The following is a 17,239-nucleotide window of genomic DNA, read 5'->3' on the forward strand; positions in this document are numbered from 1 at the left end:
GCGCCAGGCCGGCGCTGTCAGTTGGAATAGTGGAAATGCCAGGTCACGCCCGTGATGTAGGCCGAACGCCCTGGCTGCCGGTGATGGTTGCGCGCTCTTACCGGCTTACGCTCCCTTGCGGGCACGGTTATCCCCGAAGGGCCCGCCGCACTCGGGGTCCTGCGTCAGGAGGTAATGCAGCCAGCGAGAGCGCTGGCCAGCATGAAGTAGGTGCAGGCGAAGAGCATGGAGAAGGAGCCGCGCCAGAACGCCCAGCGTCTGGCCTGCTGGCGGCTCACGTGCGGACCTCGTAGGCCAGGGTGCACATGCCGCAGAGGTAGGCGCGGCCCGACCAGGCCGCCGGGTTCTCGATGTGAGCCATGCGCGCCTGATTCATTGCGTCCTCCATGGTCAGGCCCTTGAACACCAGCAGGATTCGATCGTCTGGCACGGCCTGGGCAACCTCAGCCACCTGGTCGTCGATGATCGACGGGAAGATCGGCGTAGTCATGCAGCCTCCTTGCGCCGAACGGCAATCCGCCGGATGCGCTCGCAGTAGTGTTTGAACCCGTTGGAGTCGATGGCCAGAAGGGAGAAGTAGGCAACCACCATGGATTCGGCCTTCGCATCCTCCACCGGGCCAGAGCCCGGCAGAAGCATCGTCTCGATTGCAGCTTCGATGGCGCGAACCGCCACGCTGTGAGGATTCATTCCGCGTCCTCGGCCTGGGCCAGCACTGCTTCCTTGGCGAAGGGAGCGAGCAGCTGGCGGGCGATCTCTTCAAGCGCCGACTCAGGGTTGGCCACGTTCAAGATCTCGTCGGCTGCTGCGGCCGCATCGCTGGTGACCTTGCAGCGAGCCGCCAGGACCAGGCGCCCAAGTACCGAGTTGCTGGTGCCCGACAGGCCAAGCTGGCCCATCACGAACTCATCCACCGCCTGAGCGAAGCGCTCATAGGTAACGCCACGCTGGCGGAAGCTGCGCTGGAACACCACGTCACGGCGCGCCATCAGCTCGGCAATGCCGTCGTCGATCCAGCGCGCCTCAGCTTCCTCAGCCGCGCTTTCGCTCACCGCCGGCGGCATCCGGTTGTCGTACTCAAACTGTGCTGCTCGAAGTGCGCCCATGGTCGCCTCCAGGTGGTGGGTTACTCGGTGGGTGGAGTGAGGTGTGGCTGCCAGTGGGTCACGCGATGCTCGAAGCGCGAGCCATCGCCGTAACGCCAGCCAGTTCCCGACCAACCGCAACCCGCTGAGCCTGGCCATCGTGGTCGAGGACCAGCCGGCCGCTGCCTACGTGGGCGCCGTCGAAGGCTTCGACGAGTCCAAGGAGCTGACCGTTGTCCGCCTGAAGCTGCGCAACGGTGATCAGATCCTCTACCCGGGCTACGTCAGTATCACCACCACTCCCACCATGGAGCGGAACAACATCATGACCCGCACCATTAGCGTCGGCCTGTCCGGTCGCCCGCTGCGCTACCTGGCCGTTTAAGGAGCCACCATGCCGAAGATCAAGATCGCGCAGAACCCGACGTTCACCGCTGAGGTGAAGATCCCGCGCGTGGGCGGCGACCCGGTGGCGGTAGAGTTCACGTTCCGCTATTTCGACCGCACCGCCTTGGCCAAGCTCTACGACAGCTGGAACCAGGCTGCCGAAGCCAATGCTGAAAAGGCTAAGGCCGAGAGTGCGAGCCTCGAGCAGTTCACTGCCGGGCAGGTGCAACTCCAGGCTGAGCAGATCAAGGCCGTCACCGTAGGCTGGGGCTTCGACGACAAGTTCAACGATGAGGCAATCCTGGAGTTAGTCACCACCTGCGTCGGTGCGCCTCAAGCCGTACTGGATGCCTACCAGCAAGCGTACAACCCGGCCCGCCTGGGAAACTGAAGGCGGCGGCGCGGGCCTTGTATGAGCAAGGTCCCTCCGCCGAGCAACTAGCGTTCCTTGGGCTCACGCTCGACGACATAGAGATCGAAGAAGTGGAGGTCTGGCCTGATGTATGGCCGGCGTTCTGCCTGTTCGAGGCCATGGGTACTCAATGGCGCCTGGGGCCTGGGGGGCCGTCAGGGCTCGACTACACGGCCATCCCAAGCACCGCCAAGATGATCGGGATCAAGCGCAGAGGCCTGGAAGAGGCGTTCCCCGACCTTCGCGCCATGGAGAATGAGGCCCTAGGTGTAATGGCTGAAGCAGCTGAACAGAGCAACAACTGACGCGGCAAGGCCGCAGGAGTGGGATATGCATCAGATTGGACTGGGATCTATCGCAGTGCCTGAAAGTCAGATCATCGTGAAGGCGGGCAAATTCGCCGTCGACTTGAAGGAAGTGAAGGGGGGCCCGAAGAGAGTTGCTCGTCGTCGAGGAGCGACTCTCCCGGGTCGAGAAAAAGCTCGGCATCAAGCCAGAGGATGGTCGCTGAAGAACTCAGAAATCGCCTTCGGGTTCGGTCGGACTGGCCCACTTTTCGGCATTCCTTCAGCGACCTGGAGGGCAAACTTTCTTGCGCCTTCAAGACCTTCCTTTCCCTGCGTTGCGGCAAGCTGGTGAACCAGACCAGCGAGCACGCAATTGAGATTCTGCAGGTCAGCTCCATGAGCATTAACCGCGTCGACGAGCTGCTGGTTTAACTCTGCTTGGGTCATACGTAGTCCTTATGTATTGACGCCCCAGTCCATGGGCTTTCCGGCAATGTACCGGGGCGGTTCGTTACAGCTCTTTCGAGCTCGGGTATTTATTCTTGTACAGAGCAAGCTCATCCACGGTCCCGGGGCCGGAATCTGGACCTGAGTGCGGAATGTAGAAGGTACTGATCGATCGACTATCGTTCACGGCGCGGTCCACTGTGTGCATGGAAGCCCAAGGGATGAAAACGTGCCCTCTTGAGAAGCCTGAGTTAGGATCTTTGGCTTCAAGAAAAACTGTAAGACTGTCATTGATTTTTAGAGACTTCTCTTTCCTGAGCTTTCTGGCCGGAGCCTCTTGAAAAGAAGCCTTCAGATAGTCTTCAAGCGTGTCGATTTTGTCTGGGGATACGATAAGGAGCTGGCTGGTTCCTTGAGCCGCCAAAATCAGCATGCGGCGGAATTCTTCATGCCTCTCCAGATGTTCGGTGCTGTGGTACTGCATACCTTTTCCCTGCGTTTGATAGGTTTAAGTAGTTGGTGGAGGCATAACGCTACTACGGCGCGGAGCCGTGCGCGTACTGGCTTTCCGTCCAGGGTGGATGGGCGGACAGGGGCGGTGAAGGATCGAAACCTCTGCTAGCCTTTATGTGCTGTAAGCCAAACGGTATTTGCCTGCTAAGGAAGGGAAGGCGTTATGTCCAATTCAGATGAAGAACTTCGTGCTGCTCGCGTAATGGTATGGATTGACGAAGCTTTTGGCGGAGGGATGGGTAGCCACCAGGCGAAGCCACCCCATGATCTGATATCAGAGGAAATGGTTTCATCAGCGTTGAAATCATTCAATTCTGTTAGCAGTGCTATTGCGGAGGGGGCGGTTCGTGTTGCTCAGGAGTTTGCAAATATTCTCGGATTTAGGTCCGGTGCCGCTAGGTCTGTAAAGATAACATTTGTTAATGGTAGTCCATTCAGTTTGATCAAGGCGAAGAGTGAATTAAGTCATGGGATTTGGATGGATGGCATGCAACCACCAGATGTCATTGAACCAGGACAGACGGTTGCCTGGGGCAGCGAGTCAAGCGGAATATTTACTGGCACGGAGGGATCGGTTGAGTATTGCATATGTGGCAGTTTCGAAAATGCCGGCCCCCAAGACCTAAAAATATCATTCAAGGTTGATTGGGATAACCCGTATGACGGCTCCAACTCTTGCCGTCACTCTTGGCCATCGGGAGACGATAGCAACCCGTTCTGGAACAAGGTTTCGTTGAAGGACCCAGATAAGGGGAGCATTCGTGGAGATAATTGTGAAATGCAGTGGGTTTTCCGATACTTAGGATAACTACTAGATGAAGCCCAGCCCCGCGCTGGGCTTTTTGCATCTTGCCCCCCCGGCTAGGGGGAGGCTGTGATATTGTTTTGCCTCTATCATTGGAGGCGTCTGATGAAGGTCAAAAATTGGGAAGGTTGGGAGCCGGAGTGGCTGAAGCTCGTAGATCATTATCAGAGCGCGCCGGCAGTTCCTGGCGTGTACATAATCTGTGCAGACCGTGCTATCGCGCGAGCAGTGGGCATTGACAATAACGGTATTTTGACTGTTGGAGAGTCGGATAACCTCAAGCGCCGCCTTGCAGCATTCATCCGATGTGCACGTACGAAAGGCGCTACCGGCCACATGGCAGGATGGCGGTTCAGCTTCGCGTCGTTCGAAAAAATGTTCCCACTGGACACGCTCTGGGTGAGCTGGTATCCCACTGTCGACAAAGCAGCGGCATACGCGAAGGAAGGCGAGATGCTGGGCCTGTATCTGGCAGAACACTACGAGCTACCTCCGTTGAACTACAAGTTCAACTGGTCTCCTCAGGAGCAGTGATTGCCGAGCCCAGCCCCGCGCTGGGCATTTTGCATCTGGCCACAGCTACGAATAAAAACCACAGCTACGCTCCAAGGGTGGCCATATGCCATTCTGACAAGGAGCGGTTATGAAGCACGTAATGATGGTCCTATGCGTAGTGTCTTTAACAGGCTGTTGCCAACAAGTTACAAAGCCCAGTGAAATCACATTGGTTCAGGCAATGGAGCAAGTAGGGCAGGGTATAAACGCTATGCGCGCCGCTCAAGGTGATGCGAAAACCGGGCTATTTGCAGAATCTGCGTCGGTTACGTTCAATATATCGGCTGACACGACTGCAAGTGGAGGGCTCAAGGTCGATCTGGCACCTCCTGTTGTCAGTGATGGGGTAGGCATCCATGCAGACACCTCGGCTAGCCAAAACTCAAAGAGATCGAACTCGATCACCATCACGTACAAGAATATCCTGGCGTTGCCCAAAGATTCTGTAGGTCAGTCACTGGCAGGTGTGGCAAGTAGCGACGGGAACCGCACCAAGCTGGAAGAGCTCATAGATCGTTTGGGTGTCCAGATACAAAATGTGCGCCCGGCGCCTCCTAATATGTAAGTGCTAGAAGTGTGACGAGACGAGCCCGGCGCTTGGCCGGGCTGAGTTAACTGCGAGAGTCCCAGCCAACCACCAGGCCGTTCTCCAGTGTTACGCGAAGCAGATAACGATTACGGCCCTCGTGATCATACTTCCATACCTCGCGTGATTTGTTCTTCATATACTTTTGGTCAATCGCCTCGGGCTCTCCGGCGGAGTCGAATAGCTGAGCGGCAGTCATCCCCTCCCAGATTTTCTCCTTTAGGATGGCCTGAACGATTGATTGGTCGTCGTACTTTTCTACGAGGTACGCGGTACGAAGAGCTAGCTCTTCTTGCTTTCGCTGCTGTTCGATTTCGGCTTTGGAAGGCAGCAGGCGTGCAGCGCTCCGCTGCTGGGGGGTGAGTAGGTGGCGACTGCCTTCTGCATTAGGTGCCGAGATAACGCAGTCGTCCTCAAGCGCTTCGATCAGCCGCGCTGCACGGTTGTAGCCGATTTTCAGTTGGCGCTGAACAGCCGATACACTGCAGCGGCGGCTCGACACAACACAGCGTGCGGCCTCCAGATACAGCGAATCGTCGTTGGGCGTTAGATCTGAAATCTCGATCTGCGGTTGCGGTTGCGGCTGTGGGCTGGGCATCGACCCCCTCTTGCTCCGAGCAGGCCGATCCCCTGGCGCCATTGATGCTCGTGCGGCCGCTTGGCGGAGATACTTTGCAGTAGCCTCTTCATGCAGCAGCTCGACCTGCTCCATTGGGCTCAAGCTAGGCATTGATTTCAGCTCGTTAATCTTATCCTGGGTCTCCTGATACATCTTTGCCAGTACCTGCATGGCGGCTTCGTGCTCCGACAGGGGCTGCACGACAGCTTCTCTCTCGAAGCTCTCTTCCAAGCGAGCAACGATCTCAGCGTTGAGGCAACGTTTTGCCTGTCCGGCAGATGCCTCGAGCAGGTCCCTAAGCTCAGCGGTCATGCGAAGCGAGTAGGGCGGTAGTACATGGTAACGATGCACGTCGCCCTGGCCCTGGCAGGCTTGCGCCACATGGTCCAGCGTAAAGCCCTGGATCTGCCAGCGTCTGGATTGCGACATGTGCAAGCGAGCGGAGTGACCCGGGCCACAAAATCGAAGTGCGCCGTTTGGTGGCGCGCATACTCTTCTTGCTGCACCATTCAGTCCCTGAATAGCCACCACAAGGAGTGAGGCACGTGACAAGTATGTTCAAGGCGATCTGCATGGGATCATTGCTGGTGGTCGGTACGGCCCACGCTGATGTTGGTCGAGAGGAAGAACTGGATGCGAAGGTGCGCCAGTTCGCAGCAAGTGTGGAGGCCGTGTGGCAGGAGTGCCTTAGGAGACCAGACGTGCGCTCTACGAACGATAGCGATATGTGTCTGTTGGCGATGGTGCGCACGAGTAACGAAGCGGTCGAACAGAAGTATCAGAAGAAGATGGTAACTGCTCGAGAGCTGGTTGGGCATCCGAGCGCGTTTGCAACTTTCGAGACGGTTCCGGTCTTGCTAGAGGAGTCTCAGGCACGGTGGAAGCAATACGCCAAATCCGACTGCAATGGAATAGGGGCACAGAGTGCTGCCGGGACAGCTCGCGCTACGTATGCTCTTTTTTGCCAATACAAGCACGCCCTCCAGCGCTTGCGCGCACTGGATGAGTGGAACTGACTTTCCGTAGTTGCGGAGAACCCTACAGAACCTCAGCTTCCGAAGGGCGTTGATTCAGTCTCTCGGGATCTCGTACAGAACCTAGTCATCAAGCTGTCTCGTCCCCACGACTGATATCCCGGTGAACACGCTTAAGATGGCCTTCCACGTAGAAGGCCGCTGCTTCCTCATCGCCGGAAACGATGGCTTCGTAGATCAGTCGATGCTCCGCAACGTACAACTGGATGCGTGCAGCATCATGGATGCCGTCATCTCTCAGGCGATTCCAGAGAGGCTGAGCCATCGTTCGTTCAATCTCGTCAGCGATCTTGGCAATGAGCATGTCGCCTGTCATGAGCGCCAGCTGTCGATGGAACTTGCGATCGCATTCATTCCATAGCGCCTGCTGACGAGCGTCAGTGATGTCCTTCACATTCGCCATTTGCGCCAGGAAGCGCTCCGCTAGTTCATCTCTTTTACCGCGGCGCGCGGCAAGCCTGGCAATCGCCGGCTCAATCAGCAACCTCACCTCCAAGGTACTGATAGGACTGTAGTCCGCCTCTGAAGATGGCGAGAGCGGGCTCACCTCCTGGGTCACCTTGTCGATGACGTAGGTGCCGGATCCATGCCGGGTAATGACCACGCCTTCGTTCTGCAGGGCGCCGATGGCTTCCCGAACTGCAGGCCTGCTGACTTGGAAACGCTGAGCAAGATCTCTTTCCGAAGGCAGGCGGGCGCCTGGCTGGAAGGTGCCGGAGCGTATTCCCTGCCGGATCTGATCAGCGACCTGTTCGTAAATCTGCTTCGGCCGGAAGTCGGCCTTCATTACATTTTGGTCTGTTGTCATGACCAGTCGCCAGTGGTTGGTTTCTGCCAGATCATACTCTCTTTTCAACTCGCCATGACCAATCTCAGGGTGTCCGGTCTTATTTACGACCTTTTGAGGTGAAATTCTCGCTTTTGAGAGGAAATTGGTCATTGATGCAATCGAATTGTGGGCATATTATCAACCAGTAACTGGTTATAATCCGTACCAGTCAGGCGTTTCCGGCACGGTCATGGTAGGTGCTGGATCCAGGAGAACGGTAAGTGGTTCGTTCAACAGACCAGTTGAGCCCTATGGGGTGGGTACGAGAAGAAATGAATAAGAAAAAGCAAGGAGTAAAAAATGAGTAATCCATCCACCACCAACGCTTCGATCATCGTATGTGACCAAGCGAAAACTGCAGATTTGCTGGATTTCCGTCAACTTGTCGAAGCGATCGATAGCGCGGCCAGGGAGCTGGATGACGCCACGATCCTCAGCCCTGAGCGCATGGTCGTACCGCTGGGTGAGGGGGGCGTTCTGTTGAGCATGCCCGCGACTGCGAAAGACATCGGTATCCACAAGCTGGTTAACGTTCACCCCGGGAACGTTAAGCTTGAACTGCCGACCATCAATGGCACCGTGACCGTCTGTGATGCCACCACGGGCAAGATCGTCTGTCTGCTGGACGGTCCTGAAGTGACTGGCCGCCGAACCGCGGCAGTAACGCTGCTGGCAATTCGTACCTTCCGGAAAGAGGCACCGAAGCAAATCCTGCTCTTCGGTACCGGCGCGCAGTCGCGCTACCACGTTCAGGCAATCAATGCCCTCTATCCAGAAGCCAAGGTCTTTGTGCGCGGCCTGGATCTGCAGATGGCAACCGAGTTCTGCGATCGCAATCGTGAGCTGCACCCCCATTTGGAGCCTTTGGACGCAGGTGTGCCTGATGTCGACGTGGTGATCACCGTCACCACCAGCACTGAGCCTGTTTACGACGAGCTCGCCAAGCCAGGTCGACTGGTAATTGGTGTGGGCGCCTTCAAGCCGGAGATGGCTGAGATTGGTAAACACACGCTGGACTCCAGCGTCATTTACGCCGATGAGCCTGCCGGCGCGCAGCATGAAGCAGGTGACCTGCTGCGAGCGGGGGTTGACTGGGCTCAGGTCAAGTCGCTCGCCCACGCTCTGAAGCACGGGGTTGATGCATCCAGACCGGCTGTTTTCAAAAGCGTTGGCACCGCCGCATGGGATTTGGCAGCGTCTCGGGTTGCGCTGGCATCGCTGAATGCCAGTGACCTGCGTCGATAACGAAAGGGTTGCCTCATGCAGATCTCTCGCTCCATCAATACCGTAGAAGTCCATACCGGTGGTGAACCGTTCCGTATTGTGACTTCAGGTTTGCCGCGTTTGCCCGGCAAGACAATCGTAGAGCGCCGCGCCTGGCTGCTGAAGAATGCAGATGACATTCGCCAGGCTCTTATGTTCGAGCCACGCGGGCATGCCGACATGTATGGCGGATACCTGACCGAACCCGTCTCGCCGCAAGCTGACTTTGGCATCATTTTCCTGCACAACGAAGGCTACAGCGACCACTGTGGGCACGGCACAATCGCTTTGGCCACGGCCGCAGTCGAGCTGGGCTGGGTTGAGCGAACCGAGCCTGAGACTCGTGTCGGCATCGATGCACCATGCGGCTTCATCGAGGCTTTTGTGAAGTGGGATGGCAAACATGCCAACGGCGTGCGCTTCATCAACGTGCCGTCGTTCATCTACAAACGCGACGTGACTGTCACAACGCCGAGCTATGGGGAAGTGACCGGCGACATCGCCTATGGTGGCGCGTTCTATTTCTATACCAGCGGCAAACCGCATGGTCTGGCAATTCGCGAGGCGTCGGTGGAAGAACTGAAGAAATTTGGTGCCGAGGTCAAGGAGGCGGCGAACAAGGCGTTTCCAGTGGTGCATCCACACATCCCTGAGATCAATCATATCTACGGCACCATCATTGATGGGGAGCCGCGGTTCCCCGGGTCGACTCAGGCAAACTGCTGCATCTTTGCCGACCGTGAAGTTGATCGTTCGCCAACAGGCTCGGGAACCAGCGGTCGTGCTGCGCAGCTATACCTGCGCGGCCAGCTCGGCAAGGACGAGTTGCTCATCAACGAGTCGGTCATCGGCTCCGTCTTCACCGCCAAGGTGGTCAAGGAAACGATGATCGGCGACATCCCGGCGGTAATCCCGGAGGTGTCCGGAAATGCCTATATCTGCGGCTTTAGCAATTGGATCATTGACGATCGAGATCCGCAGAAAAATGGCTTCCTTGTTCGCTAGCAGTGCCCTTGTCCATCAACGCGACGCGGCATGAACGCCGATGACATCGCCATTAGCGCTCGCTTGATGGCGATGGCGGATGGCTATGATGCGCTGATCAGCCGACGTGTCTTAGCTCTCTTGAGTGGTTCCAGCTCGCCCTTGTGATCCAGCTCCTACAGCCCGACACATGCTCTTGAGCATGAACAGAATTTTTACATTCCCTGTTATAACGTTACGGCTTGTTGCAAATTGTTACCAGCCTGTTCAGGGCCTGACTCGTGGCGCCTGGCATTTCCTGGAGTCTTCATGAGCGTCGATCCAGACACCGAGGTCAACGCCCTCGATGGGTTTCCTCGTTTCCAGCGCGCGACGGCGCACGCAAGCAAACTGGTGCGGGTGACCTATCTGGCACTGACATTCGCCACGCTGTTGTTGATGTTGCAGGGGCTGGTTGGGGTATTCAGCCCCGACTCTCATTGGTTCGTCCTGCTCGCCGTCAATGCCGCGGCGTTGTTGCTGTTGGCTGCGGCTGCGCAGTCAGCCTGGCGGGTGGCCAACTGGCGCGCGACCCTGCTGGGCGCAACGCCGCTGCAGTTGGCGTTCTGGCGCAGCGCTACGGTGGAAACTACCGAGCCGCAATCGCTCAGCCGTTTCGATCGCTGGTGCGCGCAGATGGGTGAAGCGTGCCGAAGGCAATTGCACAAGCTTGGTGCCGAGACGCCCTGGCTTGCAGGCCTTGCAGGGCTGGCGCTGCTCTTGGTCAAAGGCGCCTGGCGCTTTGATTTGCCCGTACCGCTGGTCGCCGGTCAGGTGACCTGGGTTGCGATCGGCATCCTGGCCGTGTTCGCGTTCTGCCTGGTCGTGGCCGAGCGCCACCTGACGGCAGAAAGCACGGCGACCTGGCCCGAGGCCAAGGCGCTTGCGGCGTTGGTTCGGGTGGTCATCGCTGTACAGGTGTTGACCATTGGCTGCCTGGTCTTTGTCGATGGCGAACGACTGTGGCCGGCGCGCCTGGCGGTGCTGATAGGTGTGCTGCCAGGGCTGGCAGCGTTCGAGCTGCTGTCGCGGGCAGTGTTTGCGTTGTTTCGCCCGTGGCGCCCACGCGAAGAGCCTGCGCTGGTAGCGCGCAGCCTGGTTGGCGACATGCTGCAATGGCCACCGCGCCCGATCACAGTGCTGCAGAACGAATTACACCAGCGCCTGGGTATCGACCTGCGCCAGGTATGGGCTTTTGCCTTCATGCGCAGAGCGTTCTTGCCTGTAGCGGCGCTGGTGGCGTTGGTCGGTTGGTTGTTGACCGGCATCGTGGAAGTGCCGATGAACAGTCGCGGCGTATATGAACGTTTTGGCAAGCCAGTGGAGGTGTATCAGCCGGGCTTGCATGTCGGCCTGCCTTGGCCTTTCGGCAAGGTACTCAGCATAGACAACAGTATCATCCATGAGCTGGCAACTTCCAACGCGGCCAATGCGGCGGGCCCATTGGCCGCTGCCGAGGGGGCAGCCCCGGCATCGGCCAATCGGCTGTGGGACACCACCCACCTGAGCGAGAACTCACAGGTTATCGCCGGCGCCGAGGGCGGGCGCCAGGGCTTGCAGATCGTGAACATGGACGTGCGTTTCATCTACCGTATCGGCATGAGTGACGCGGCGGCTCTCGCGGCAACCTACCACAGCACCGACGTTGTGCAACTGCTGCGCAGCGTTGCCAACCGCGTGCTGGTTCACGATTTTGCCGGCCGCTCGCTGGATGGTTTGCTCGGTGCCGAGCGTACGGCGCTAGGCCGTGACATAGGCCGTGCCGTGCAGGCGGACCTGGACCGGATGGACAGCGGGGTGGAACTGCTGGCAACTTCGGTGGAGGCGATTCACCCGCCAGCGGGCGCGGCCCATGCCTACCATGCCGTGCAGGCTGCGCAGATCAGCGCCCAGGCGCTGATCGCCCGCGATCGTGGCCAGGCCATGCAAACGCTCAACCAGGCGCGCTTCACGGCAACATCGCTGACCGACAAGGCCACAGCCGACGCGCACGAAACCGAAACCGCGGCCAACACCGCCGCGCTGCGATTTGCCGCCGAACGCACCGCGTGGCAGCACGCTGGCCAGGCTTTTCTGCTGGAGCAGTACCTGGAGCGTTTGTCGCAGGGGATGGCCGGGGCAAGCAGCCTGATCATCGACCACCGCCTGGCGGCAACCCAGGCACCGACCCTGGACCTGCGCAGCTTCGCTGTGCCTGTCGACCCTACACAGCCAGTACCCGCATCCGGACGCACCCAGGAGCGTAACCATTGAATTCCCACTCTGCACACGGTCATGACCACAGCCACGCTCACGAGCATGACCATGGCCGCAAGCTTGCCCGGCCGGCTTGGCTACGCCTTGGCGTGGCATTGCTGCTTGTTTTGGTGATGGCTGCGACGGCGTGTCTTGTCCAGGTTCGGGTGGGCGAGGCAACGGTCATCACGCGCTTCGGCAACCCGTCGCGCGTGCTGATGGAGCCTGGCCTGAATTGGCGCTGGCCGGTGCCGTTCGAGGCCGCGGTGCCGGTCGACCTACGCCTGCGCACGACCTCAAGCGGGCTGCAGGATGTCGGTACCCGCGACGGCCTGCGCATCATTGTCCAGGCCTACATCGCCTGGCAGGTAGCACCCGACCCGCAGAGCATCCAGTTGTTCATGCGAGCGGTGCAGAACCAGCCGGACGAGGCGGCGCGGCAGATTCGCACCCTGCTGGGTTCGGCACTGGAAACCACTGCCAGCGGCTTCGAACTGGCAGACCTGGTCAATGTCGACGCCAGCCGGGTGCGTATCGATGCGTTCGAGCAGCGCCTGCAGGATCGGATCGAGCAGCAACTGATCAACACTTATGGGGTACGTGTGGTGCAGGTGGGCCTCGAGCGTCTGACCTTGCCCAAGGTAACCCTCGATGCCACTGTCGACCGTATGCGTGCCGAACGCGAAACCATCGCCACCGAGCGCACTGCAGAAGGCAAGCGCAAGGCTGCCGAAATCCAGTCAGCCGCCGAACGCGACGCCAGGATCCTGCAAGCCGACGCGAACGTGAAGGCCGCACAGATCCAGGCCCAGTCACAAGTGCAGGCGGCGGACATCTATGGCAAGGCATACGCCGGTGCGCCAGAGCTGTACACCTTGCTGCGCTCGCTCGATACCCTGGGCTCGGTCATCAACCCTGCCACGCGCCTGGTGTTGCGAACCGACGCGGCGCCGTTCCGTGCGCTGGTGGAAGGGCCCGCGTTGCCAGTTGGAGCTGACCATGGCCATCGCTGAACAGTTGTCGTCGCGGTTACCCGACAGCCCTTGGCTGCAGTCAGGGCGCATCGGCTTTCTGGTGCTCTACGTGGTGACCCTGCTGGCGGCAGTGGGCTGGCTGTTCGGCAACGTGCGCCAGGTGGGGCCGGAAAGCCGCGCGGTGGTGTTGCGCCTCGGCGCCGAGGCACGTATCCAGAATGCCGGCCTGCTGCTGGCATGGCCGCAACCGTTCGAGCAGGTAGTGATGTTGCCCTCGGCAGGGCGTGTTACCGAGCGTCGGGTCGAGGTGCTGCTGCGCTCGGAGTTGGCGCAGAAATCCGACAAGGACGGCTCGCTGGCCAGTGATGCCACGGCAGGCTCCGGGTTTCTGCTGACCGGCGATGCCGGCGCCGTACAACTGGACGTGCGGGTGTTCTACACCGTGACCGACCCGTATGCTTTCGCGCGCCAGCGACCGCATGTCGAGGCCGCCCTGGACCGCCTGGTGGAGCGCAACGCGGTACTGATCTGTGCCTCGCGCGACATGGATGCCATCCTGGTGGCGCGCCCTGAACTGGTTGGGACGGATGCTCAGGTGGCCGAGCACCGCGAACAACTTCGCGGCGACCTGCAACAGGGCATCAATGCCAGCCTGGCGCGTCTGCGCTCGGCCGGGGCCAGCCTGGGGATCGAGGTGGCGCGGGTCGACATCCAGTCCTCCTTGCCCTGGTCCGCGGTCAGTGCGTTCAACGCCGTGCTCACCGCGAGCCAGCAGGCCGAGCAGGCTGTGGCAAAGGCCCGCAACGACGCCGCACGTCAACTGCAACAGGCCACCCAGGCGGCAGATCACACGGTACAAGTGGCCCAGGCCGAGGCCAGTGAACGGCTGGCGCGAGCGCAGGCCGAGACGGCCACGATCGTCGGCTTGACGCAACAGCAGGATCCGCAACTGTTGCTACGCCTCTACCAGCAGCGCGTACCGGCAATTCTTGCCCGCGCTGGCTCGGTCACCACCGTCAACAAGGATGATGCCGGGCACATGATCCTGCAGGGGCCCAAGCCATGAGCGCAGTGCCTTGCCCACTCGATCCTTGCCGGCCCGCCCCGGCTCACGTTCATTTCTGGAGCTGCTCGCGATGAGTACCCACCACTGCCATGGCCACGGGCATCACCATCACGCCCATACCCACCTCACCTCGGGCTTGCTGTCGCAGGCCGAACGGCGCACGGCCGGTCGCCAGCTGATCCTGGCAATGCTGGCACTGGGGCTTCTGGGGTTGGGGCTGGTCTGGCGCTGGCTGACGCCAACCCAGGAGGGGGTCAGCCAGATGCTCCTGGGCGTTGCCTCGCTACTGGTAGCCATCCCGGTCTTGCGCGCGTCCTGGCACAGCCTGTTGCATCCTAGCCTGCACGGTATCACCGACCAGCTTATCGGCCTGGCCATGCTGGGCGCCTGGGCGACCGGTGACCTGGCCACTGCGGCACTGCTGCCAATCATCATGATCTTCGGCCATATCCTCGAAGAGCGCAGCGTGCTGGGTGCGCAGGAAGCCATTGCCGCGCTTGGCCAGTTGACACGCAGCCATGCACGCCTGATCGGTGCCGATGGCCAGGTGCGCGAGGTCGACAACGCCAGCCTTGCGCCTGGCGACCAGGTCGAGGTCCGAGCCGGCGACCGCGTGCCCGCCGATGGCCGGGTCGTCGCAGGGCAGGCGAGCCTCGATACCGCGGCCATCACCGGCGAATCCGTCCCGCAGGAAGTCAGCCCTGGCATGGATATCCATGGTGGCTCGATCAACCTCGATGGCCTGCTGCGCGTGGAAGTCACCCGCGTCGGCGAGGACTCTACCTTGGGCAAGGTGATCGCGCTGATGCAGCGCGCCGAACAGGCCAAGCCGCCAATCACGCGGCTGCTCGAGCGCTACGCTGGGCGCTACATGGTCCTGGTGCTGCTGATCGCCGCCGCGACCTGGTTCATTACCCGCGATGCGCAGGCCATGCTGGCCGTATTGGTGGCGGCTTGCCCGTGTGCATTGGTGCTGTCCGCGCCGGCGACAGCAGTGGCAGGCATTGCCGTCGCCGCTCGGCACGGCATCCTGATTCGCGGGTCGGCCTTTCTCGAGGAACTCGCCGACCTGTCTTCGCTGGTGATCGACAAGACCGGTACCCTGACCTACGGCAACCTGCGTCTGCGCAGCGTGGTCGACATCTCGAGTTCGTTGTCGCAGGCCGCCATCATCGAACTGGCCGCCAGTCTCGGTGCGGCCAGTAGCCACCCGGTCAGCCGGGCCCTGGCGTCGTTGGTGGCGCATGACCGGCATCTGCCGCTGGTGGATGTTCAGGAGCGCCAGGGTTTTGGCGTAGTGGCCCGCGCGGTCGAGGGCGAAGCCGCATTGGGCCGCCCGGAGCTGTTCAGCCAATTGGGCATCGAAGTGCCCACACTGCCTGAACATGATGGCCCGATTGCTGGCCTGGCCCTGAATGGCCAGTTTCTGGCCTGGCTGCTTCTGGCCGACAATGTGCGCGCCGAAGCCGCCGAGGCGATGCAGCAGTTGCGAGAGCTGGGCCTTGAGCGCCAGTTGCTGTTGACCGGTGACCGCAAGCGTGTGGCCGAAGCGATCGCTGCCCAGCTTGGTATCACGCGGGTGGTAGCCGAAGCATTGCCGGAAGACAAAATGCAGCAGGTCAACCATGAGCTGCAGATTGGCCTGCGGCCGCTGGTGGTCGGCGATGGCATCAATGATTCACTGGCGCTGAAAGCCGGTGTGGTGGGGGTGGCGATCGGTGCGGGCGGCGCTGATATCGCGCTGGCCGCAGCGGATATCGTGCTGATCAACGGTGACCTGCGGCGCCTGGGCACCTGCATCCGCCTCAGCCGCCGCTGCCGTCGCACCCTGCAAGTGAATGTGCTGATCGGCCTGGGCTGGACCTTGGCCATTGTCGTCGCGGCAGCGTTTGGCATCCTCGGGGCTGCAGGGGCAATGGTCGCGGCGTTGTTGCACAACCTCAGCACATTGCTGGTGTTGACCAATTCCGGGCGTCTTTTACGGTATGACGAGAGGAACCTGGAGCACAGCAGCCTGTTGCCAGCCCCGGAGCCACGCTCTGCTCATGCAGGCGGTGCCCGGTAGACTACCTGGTCACGCCCTTGCTGTTTGGCCGTGTACAGCCCTGTATCGGCGCGGTTCAGCGCGTCCTCCATCGTTTCAGCGTTGGCGAACAGGGTGCAGCCTATGCTCAGGCTGACGTTCAATTGACCGTTGGCCAACTGCATCGGTGCGCTACCGACCAGTTCACGGATTCGTTCGGCGATGCGCCGCAGCTCTTCGCTGTCCTTGACCTGCAATATGGCGACAAATTCTTCACCGCCATGGCGCACCAGCAGGTCATCGGGGCGAAGTGCCGCGCGCAGACGCCGGGCACATTCGCAGAGCACTTTGTCGCCGCCGGAATGGCCGTACCGGTCATTGATGGATTTGAAATGATCCAGGTCTGCATAAATTGCACCCAGCTGTAAGCCATTCTGCTCGGCCAATCGCCGCTGATGCCCTTCGAAGGCCGCCAACGCGCCGCGGTTCCACAGTTGAGTCAGCGGATCGAGCAAGGCTTTGCGCTGCTCGCGATCCATTTCAAGGCGTAGATCGCGGTTGACCTGCGCCAGGGCCCGGAGTTGCAGGTAGCCTTCCGCGAGTGTGGCCAGGTCCTTGAAATTCGCTTGCTGGGCTTTGCTGAGCTCACGCGGCCGAGGGTCGAACATGCACAGCGTACCGATGGCTTTGCCGTTTCCGGCGCGCAGGGGGTGGCCGGCATAGAAGCGGATATAGGGTGCGTTGAGTACCAGCGGATTGTCGACGAAGCGCGTATCGTACCTGGCATCGGCGACCATCAAGGTATCTTCGCCGAGAATGGCGTAGCCGCAGAAGGAGACACTGCGTGTCGTCTCGCTGGCTTCGAGCCCTATACGCGCCTTGAACCACTGGCGGTCCTGATCGATAAGGCTGATAAGCACAGTGTCGACGTGGGCCAGGTCCTGGGTGAGCCGCACCAGGGTATCGAGGTAATGCTCGGCAGGCGTGTCGACCAGGTTCATGTCGTCGAGTGTGCGCTGGCGCAACGCTTCGTCAGCGGGTAACGGACAAGCTGGCATATCTGAGTCTCCATTCCTCGGTTTGCCGCGTCTGGGCG

General features: G+C 60.3%; 21 protein-coding genes. 13 read left to right on the plus strand and 8 right to left on the minus strand.

Annotated elements, in window-relative coordinates; translation table 11 throughout:
- Positions 1 to 274: 274 nt before the first annotated feature.
- The 3 genes from HU760_RS12450 to HU760_RS12460 are packed head-to-tail and all read right to left on the minus strand — an operon-like array spanning position 275 to position 1,106.
- Entirely contained in the window at positions 275 to 490 is a 216-nt protein-coding gene (locus HU760_RS12450) for a hypothetical protein (RefSeq protein WP_186674270.1), read from the minus strand.
- Entirely contained in the window at positions 487 to 690 is a 204-nt protein-coding gene (locus tag HU760_RS12455) for a hypothetical protein (protein WP_186674269.1), read from the minus strand. Before HU760_RS12455 ends, HU760_RS12450 begins: the two co-directional genes overlap by 4 nt.
- Positions 687 to 1,106 carry a hypothetical protein gene (locus HU760_RS12460; RefSeq protein ID WP_186674268.1) on the minus strand — a complete coding sequence of 140 codons (420 nt, stop codon included), beginning with the start codon at positions 1,104 to 1,106 and terminating at the stop codon, positions 687 to 689. Before HU760_RS12460 ends, HU760_RS12455 begins: the two co-directional genes overlap by 4 nt.
- A 43-nt stretch (positions 1,107 to 1,149) precedes the next feature.
- Here HU760_RS12460 and HU760_RS12465 point away from each other — a divergent pair, with 43 nt between their 5' ends.
- Genes HU760_RS12465 through HU760_RS12475 form a run of 3 tightly spaced genes read left to right on the plus strand, consistent with a single transcriptional unit; the run spans position 1,150 to position 2,189 of the window.
- A complete protein-coding gene (locus HU760_RS12465) occupies positions 1,150 to 1,470 on the plus strand; it encodes a phage tail tube protein (RefSeq protein WP_367615772.1) in 321 nt (106 codons plus the stop codon).
- Positions 1,471 to 1,479: 9 nt separating this feature from the next.
- On the plus strand, positions 1,480 to 1,863 hold the full coding sequence (locus tag HU760_RS12470; protein ID WP_186674267.1) for a phage tail assembly chaperone: 384 nt from the start codon (positions 1,480 to 1,482) through the stop codon (positions 1,861 to 1,863).
- 17 nt (positions 1,864 to 1,880) lie between these two features.
- Positions 1,881 to 2,189, plus strand: coding sequence for a DUF1799 domain-containing protein (locus HU760_RS12475; RefSeq protein ID WP_186674266.1), 309 nt, complete (start codon positions 1,881 to 1,883; stop codon positions 2,187 to 2,189).
- A gap of 183 nt (positions 2,190 to 2,372) precedes the next feature.
- On the opposite strand, the gene HU760_RS12480 is transcribed toward HU760_RS12475, so the two are convergent.
- Together HU760_RS12480 and HU760_RS12485 are read right to left on the minus strand one after the other, a co-directional pair.
- The gene (locus HU760_RS12480; protein ID WP_186674265.1) at positions 2,373 to 2,618 is read right to left on the minus strand and encodes a hypothetical protein; all 246 of its coding nucleotides are present in this window, start codon (positions 2,616 to 2,618) and stop codon (positions 2,373 to 2,375) included.
- 64 nt (positions 2,619 to 2,682) lie between these two features.
- Positions 2,683 to 3,102: a hypothetical protein gene (locus HU760_RS12485; protein WP_186674264.1), complete on the minus strand. Its 420-nt coding sequence runs from the start codon at positions 3,100 to 3,102 to the stop codon at positions 2,683 to 2,685.
- A gap of 192 nt (positions 3,103 to 3,294) precedes the next feature.
- On the opposite strand from HU760_RS12485, the gene HU760_RS12490 reads away from it, so the two are divergent.
- From HU760_RS12490 to HU760_RS12500, 3 genes are all read left to right on the plus strand, one after another.
- The gene (locus HU760_RS12490; RefSeq protein WP_186674263.1) at positions 3,295 to 3,939 is read left to right on the plus strand and encodes a hypothetical protein; all 645 of its coding nucleotides are present in this window, start codon (positions 3,295 to 3,297) and stop codon (positions 3,937 to 3,939) included.
- A 102-nt stretch (positions 3,940 to 4,041) separates the two neighbouring features.
- Positions 4,042 to 4,470 carry a hypothetical protein gene (locus HU760_RS12495; protein WP_186674262.1) on the plus strand — a complete coding sequence of 143 codons (429 nt, stop codon included), beginning with the start codon at positions 4,042 to 4,044 and terminating at the stop codon, positions 4,468 to 4,470.
- Between the two features lie 109 nt (positions 4,471 to 4,579).
- On the plus strand, positions 4,580 to 5,056 hold the full coding sequence (locus HU760_RS12500; RefSeq protein ID WP_186674261.1) for a hypothetical protein: 477 nt from the start codon (positions 4,580 to 4,582) through the stop codon (positions 5,054 to 5,056).
- Between the two features lie 46 nt (positions 5,057 to 5,102).
- On the opposite strand, the gene HU760_RS24710 is transcribed toward HU760_RS12500, so the two are convergent.
- Positions 5,103 to 6,125 (minus strand): DNA translocase FtsK, encoded by a 1,023-nt coding sequence (locus HU760_RS24710; RefSeq protein ID WP_437179824.1) that lies wholly within the window; start codon positions 6,123 to 6,125, stop codon positions 5,103 to 5,105.
- A 125-nt stretch (positions 6,126 to 6,250) separates the two neighbouring features.
- On the opposite strand from HU760_RS24710, the gene HU760_RS12515 reads away from it, so the two are divergent.
- A complete protein-coding gene (locus HU760_RS12515; protein WP_225932854.1) occupies positions 6,251 to 6,712 on the plus strand; it encodes a lysozyme inhibitor LprI family protein in 462 nt (153 codons plus the stop codon).
- 88 nt (positions 6,713 to 6,800) lie between these two features.
- Here HU760_RS12515 and HU760_RS12520 read toward each other — a convergent pair whose 3' ends face one another.
- A complete protein-coding gene (locus tag HU760_RS12520; protein ID WP_225932813.1) occupies positions 6,801 to 7,670 on the minus strand; it encodes a FadR/GntR family transcriptional regulator in 870 nt (289 codons plus the stop codon).
- A 189-nt stretch (positions 7,671 to 7,859) separates the two neighbouring features.
- On the opposite strand from HU760_RS12520, the gene lhpI reads away from it, so the two are divergent.
- The 6 genes from lhpI (at position 7,860) to HU760_RS12550 (ending at position 16,185) form a co-directional block, all read left to right on the plus strand.
- Positions 7,860 to 8,804 carry a bifunctional Delta(1)-pyrroline-2-carboxylate/Delta(1)-piperideine-2-carboxylate reductase gene (gene lhpI / locus HU760_RS12525; protein ID WP_186674259.1) on the plus strand — a complete coding sequence of 315 codons (945 nt, stop codon included), beginning with the start codon at positions 7,860 to 7,862 and terminating at the stop codon, positions 8,802 to 8,804.
- A 15-nt stretch (positions 8,805 to 8,819) separates the two neighbouring features.
- On the plus strand, positions 8,820 to 9,827 hold the full coding sequence (gene lhpH, locus HU760_RS12530; protein ID WP_186674258.1) for a trans-3-hydroxy-L-proline dehydratase: 1,008 nt from the start codon (positions 8,820 to 8,822) through the stop codon (positions 9,825 to 9,827).
- A gap of 288 nt (positions 9,828 to 10,115) precedes the next feature.
- Complete coding sequence (gene hflK, locus HU760_RS12535) at positions 10,116 to 12,098, plus strand: protease modulator HflK (RefSeq protein WP_186674257.1); 1,983 nt, start codon at positions 10,116 to 10,118, stop codon at positions 12,096 to 12,098.
- Positions 12,095 to 13,093, plus strand: coding sequence for a protease modulator HflC (gene hflC / locus HU760_RS12540; protein WP_186674256.1), 999 nt, complete (start codon positions 12,095 to 12,097; stop codon positions 13,091 to 13,093). Before hflK (HU760_RS12535) ends, hflC begins: the two co-directional genes overlap by 4 nt.
- Entirely contained in the window at positions 13,080 to 14,120 is a 1,041-nt protein-coding gene (gene hflK, locus HU760_RS12545; protein ID WP_186674255.1) for a protease modulator HflK, read from the plus strand. The genes hflC and hflK (HU760_RS12545) overlap by 14 nt, the downstream gene beginning before the upstream one ends.
- A 70-nt stretch (positions 14,121 to 14,190) precedes the next feature.
- Positions 14,191 to 16,185, plus strand: coding sequence for a heavy metal translocating P-type ATPase (locus HU760_RS12550; protein ID WP_186674254.1), 1,995 nt, complete (start codon positions 14,191 to 14,193; stop codon positions 16,183 to 16,185).
- Here the strand turns inward: HU760_RS12550 and HU760_RS12555 are convergent.
- Positions 16,164 to 17,201, minus strand: a complete 1,038-nt coding sequence (locus tag HU760_RS12555) for a GGDEF domain-containing protein (RefSeq protein ID WP_186674253.1) — start codon at positions 17,199 to 17,201, stop codon at positions 16,164 to 16,166. The genes HU760_RS12550 and HU760_RS12555 overlap by 22 nt on opposite strands.
- Between the last annotated feature and the right edge of the window lie 38 nt (positions 17,202 to 17,239).

This window comes from Pseudomonas oryzicola (assembly GCF_014269185.2).
Classification (GTDB): domain Bacteria; phylum Pseudomonadota; class Gammaproteobacteria; order Pseudomonadales; family Pseudomonadaceae; genus Aquipseudomonas; species Aquipseudomonas oryzicola.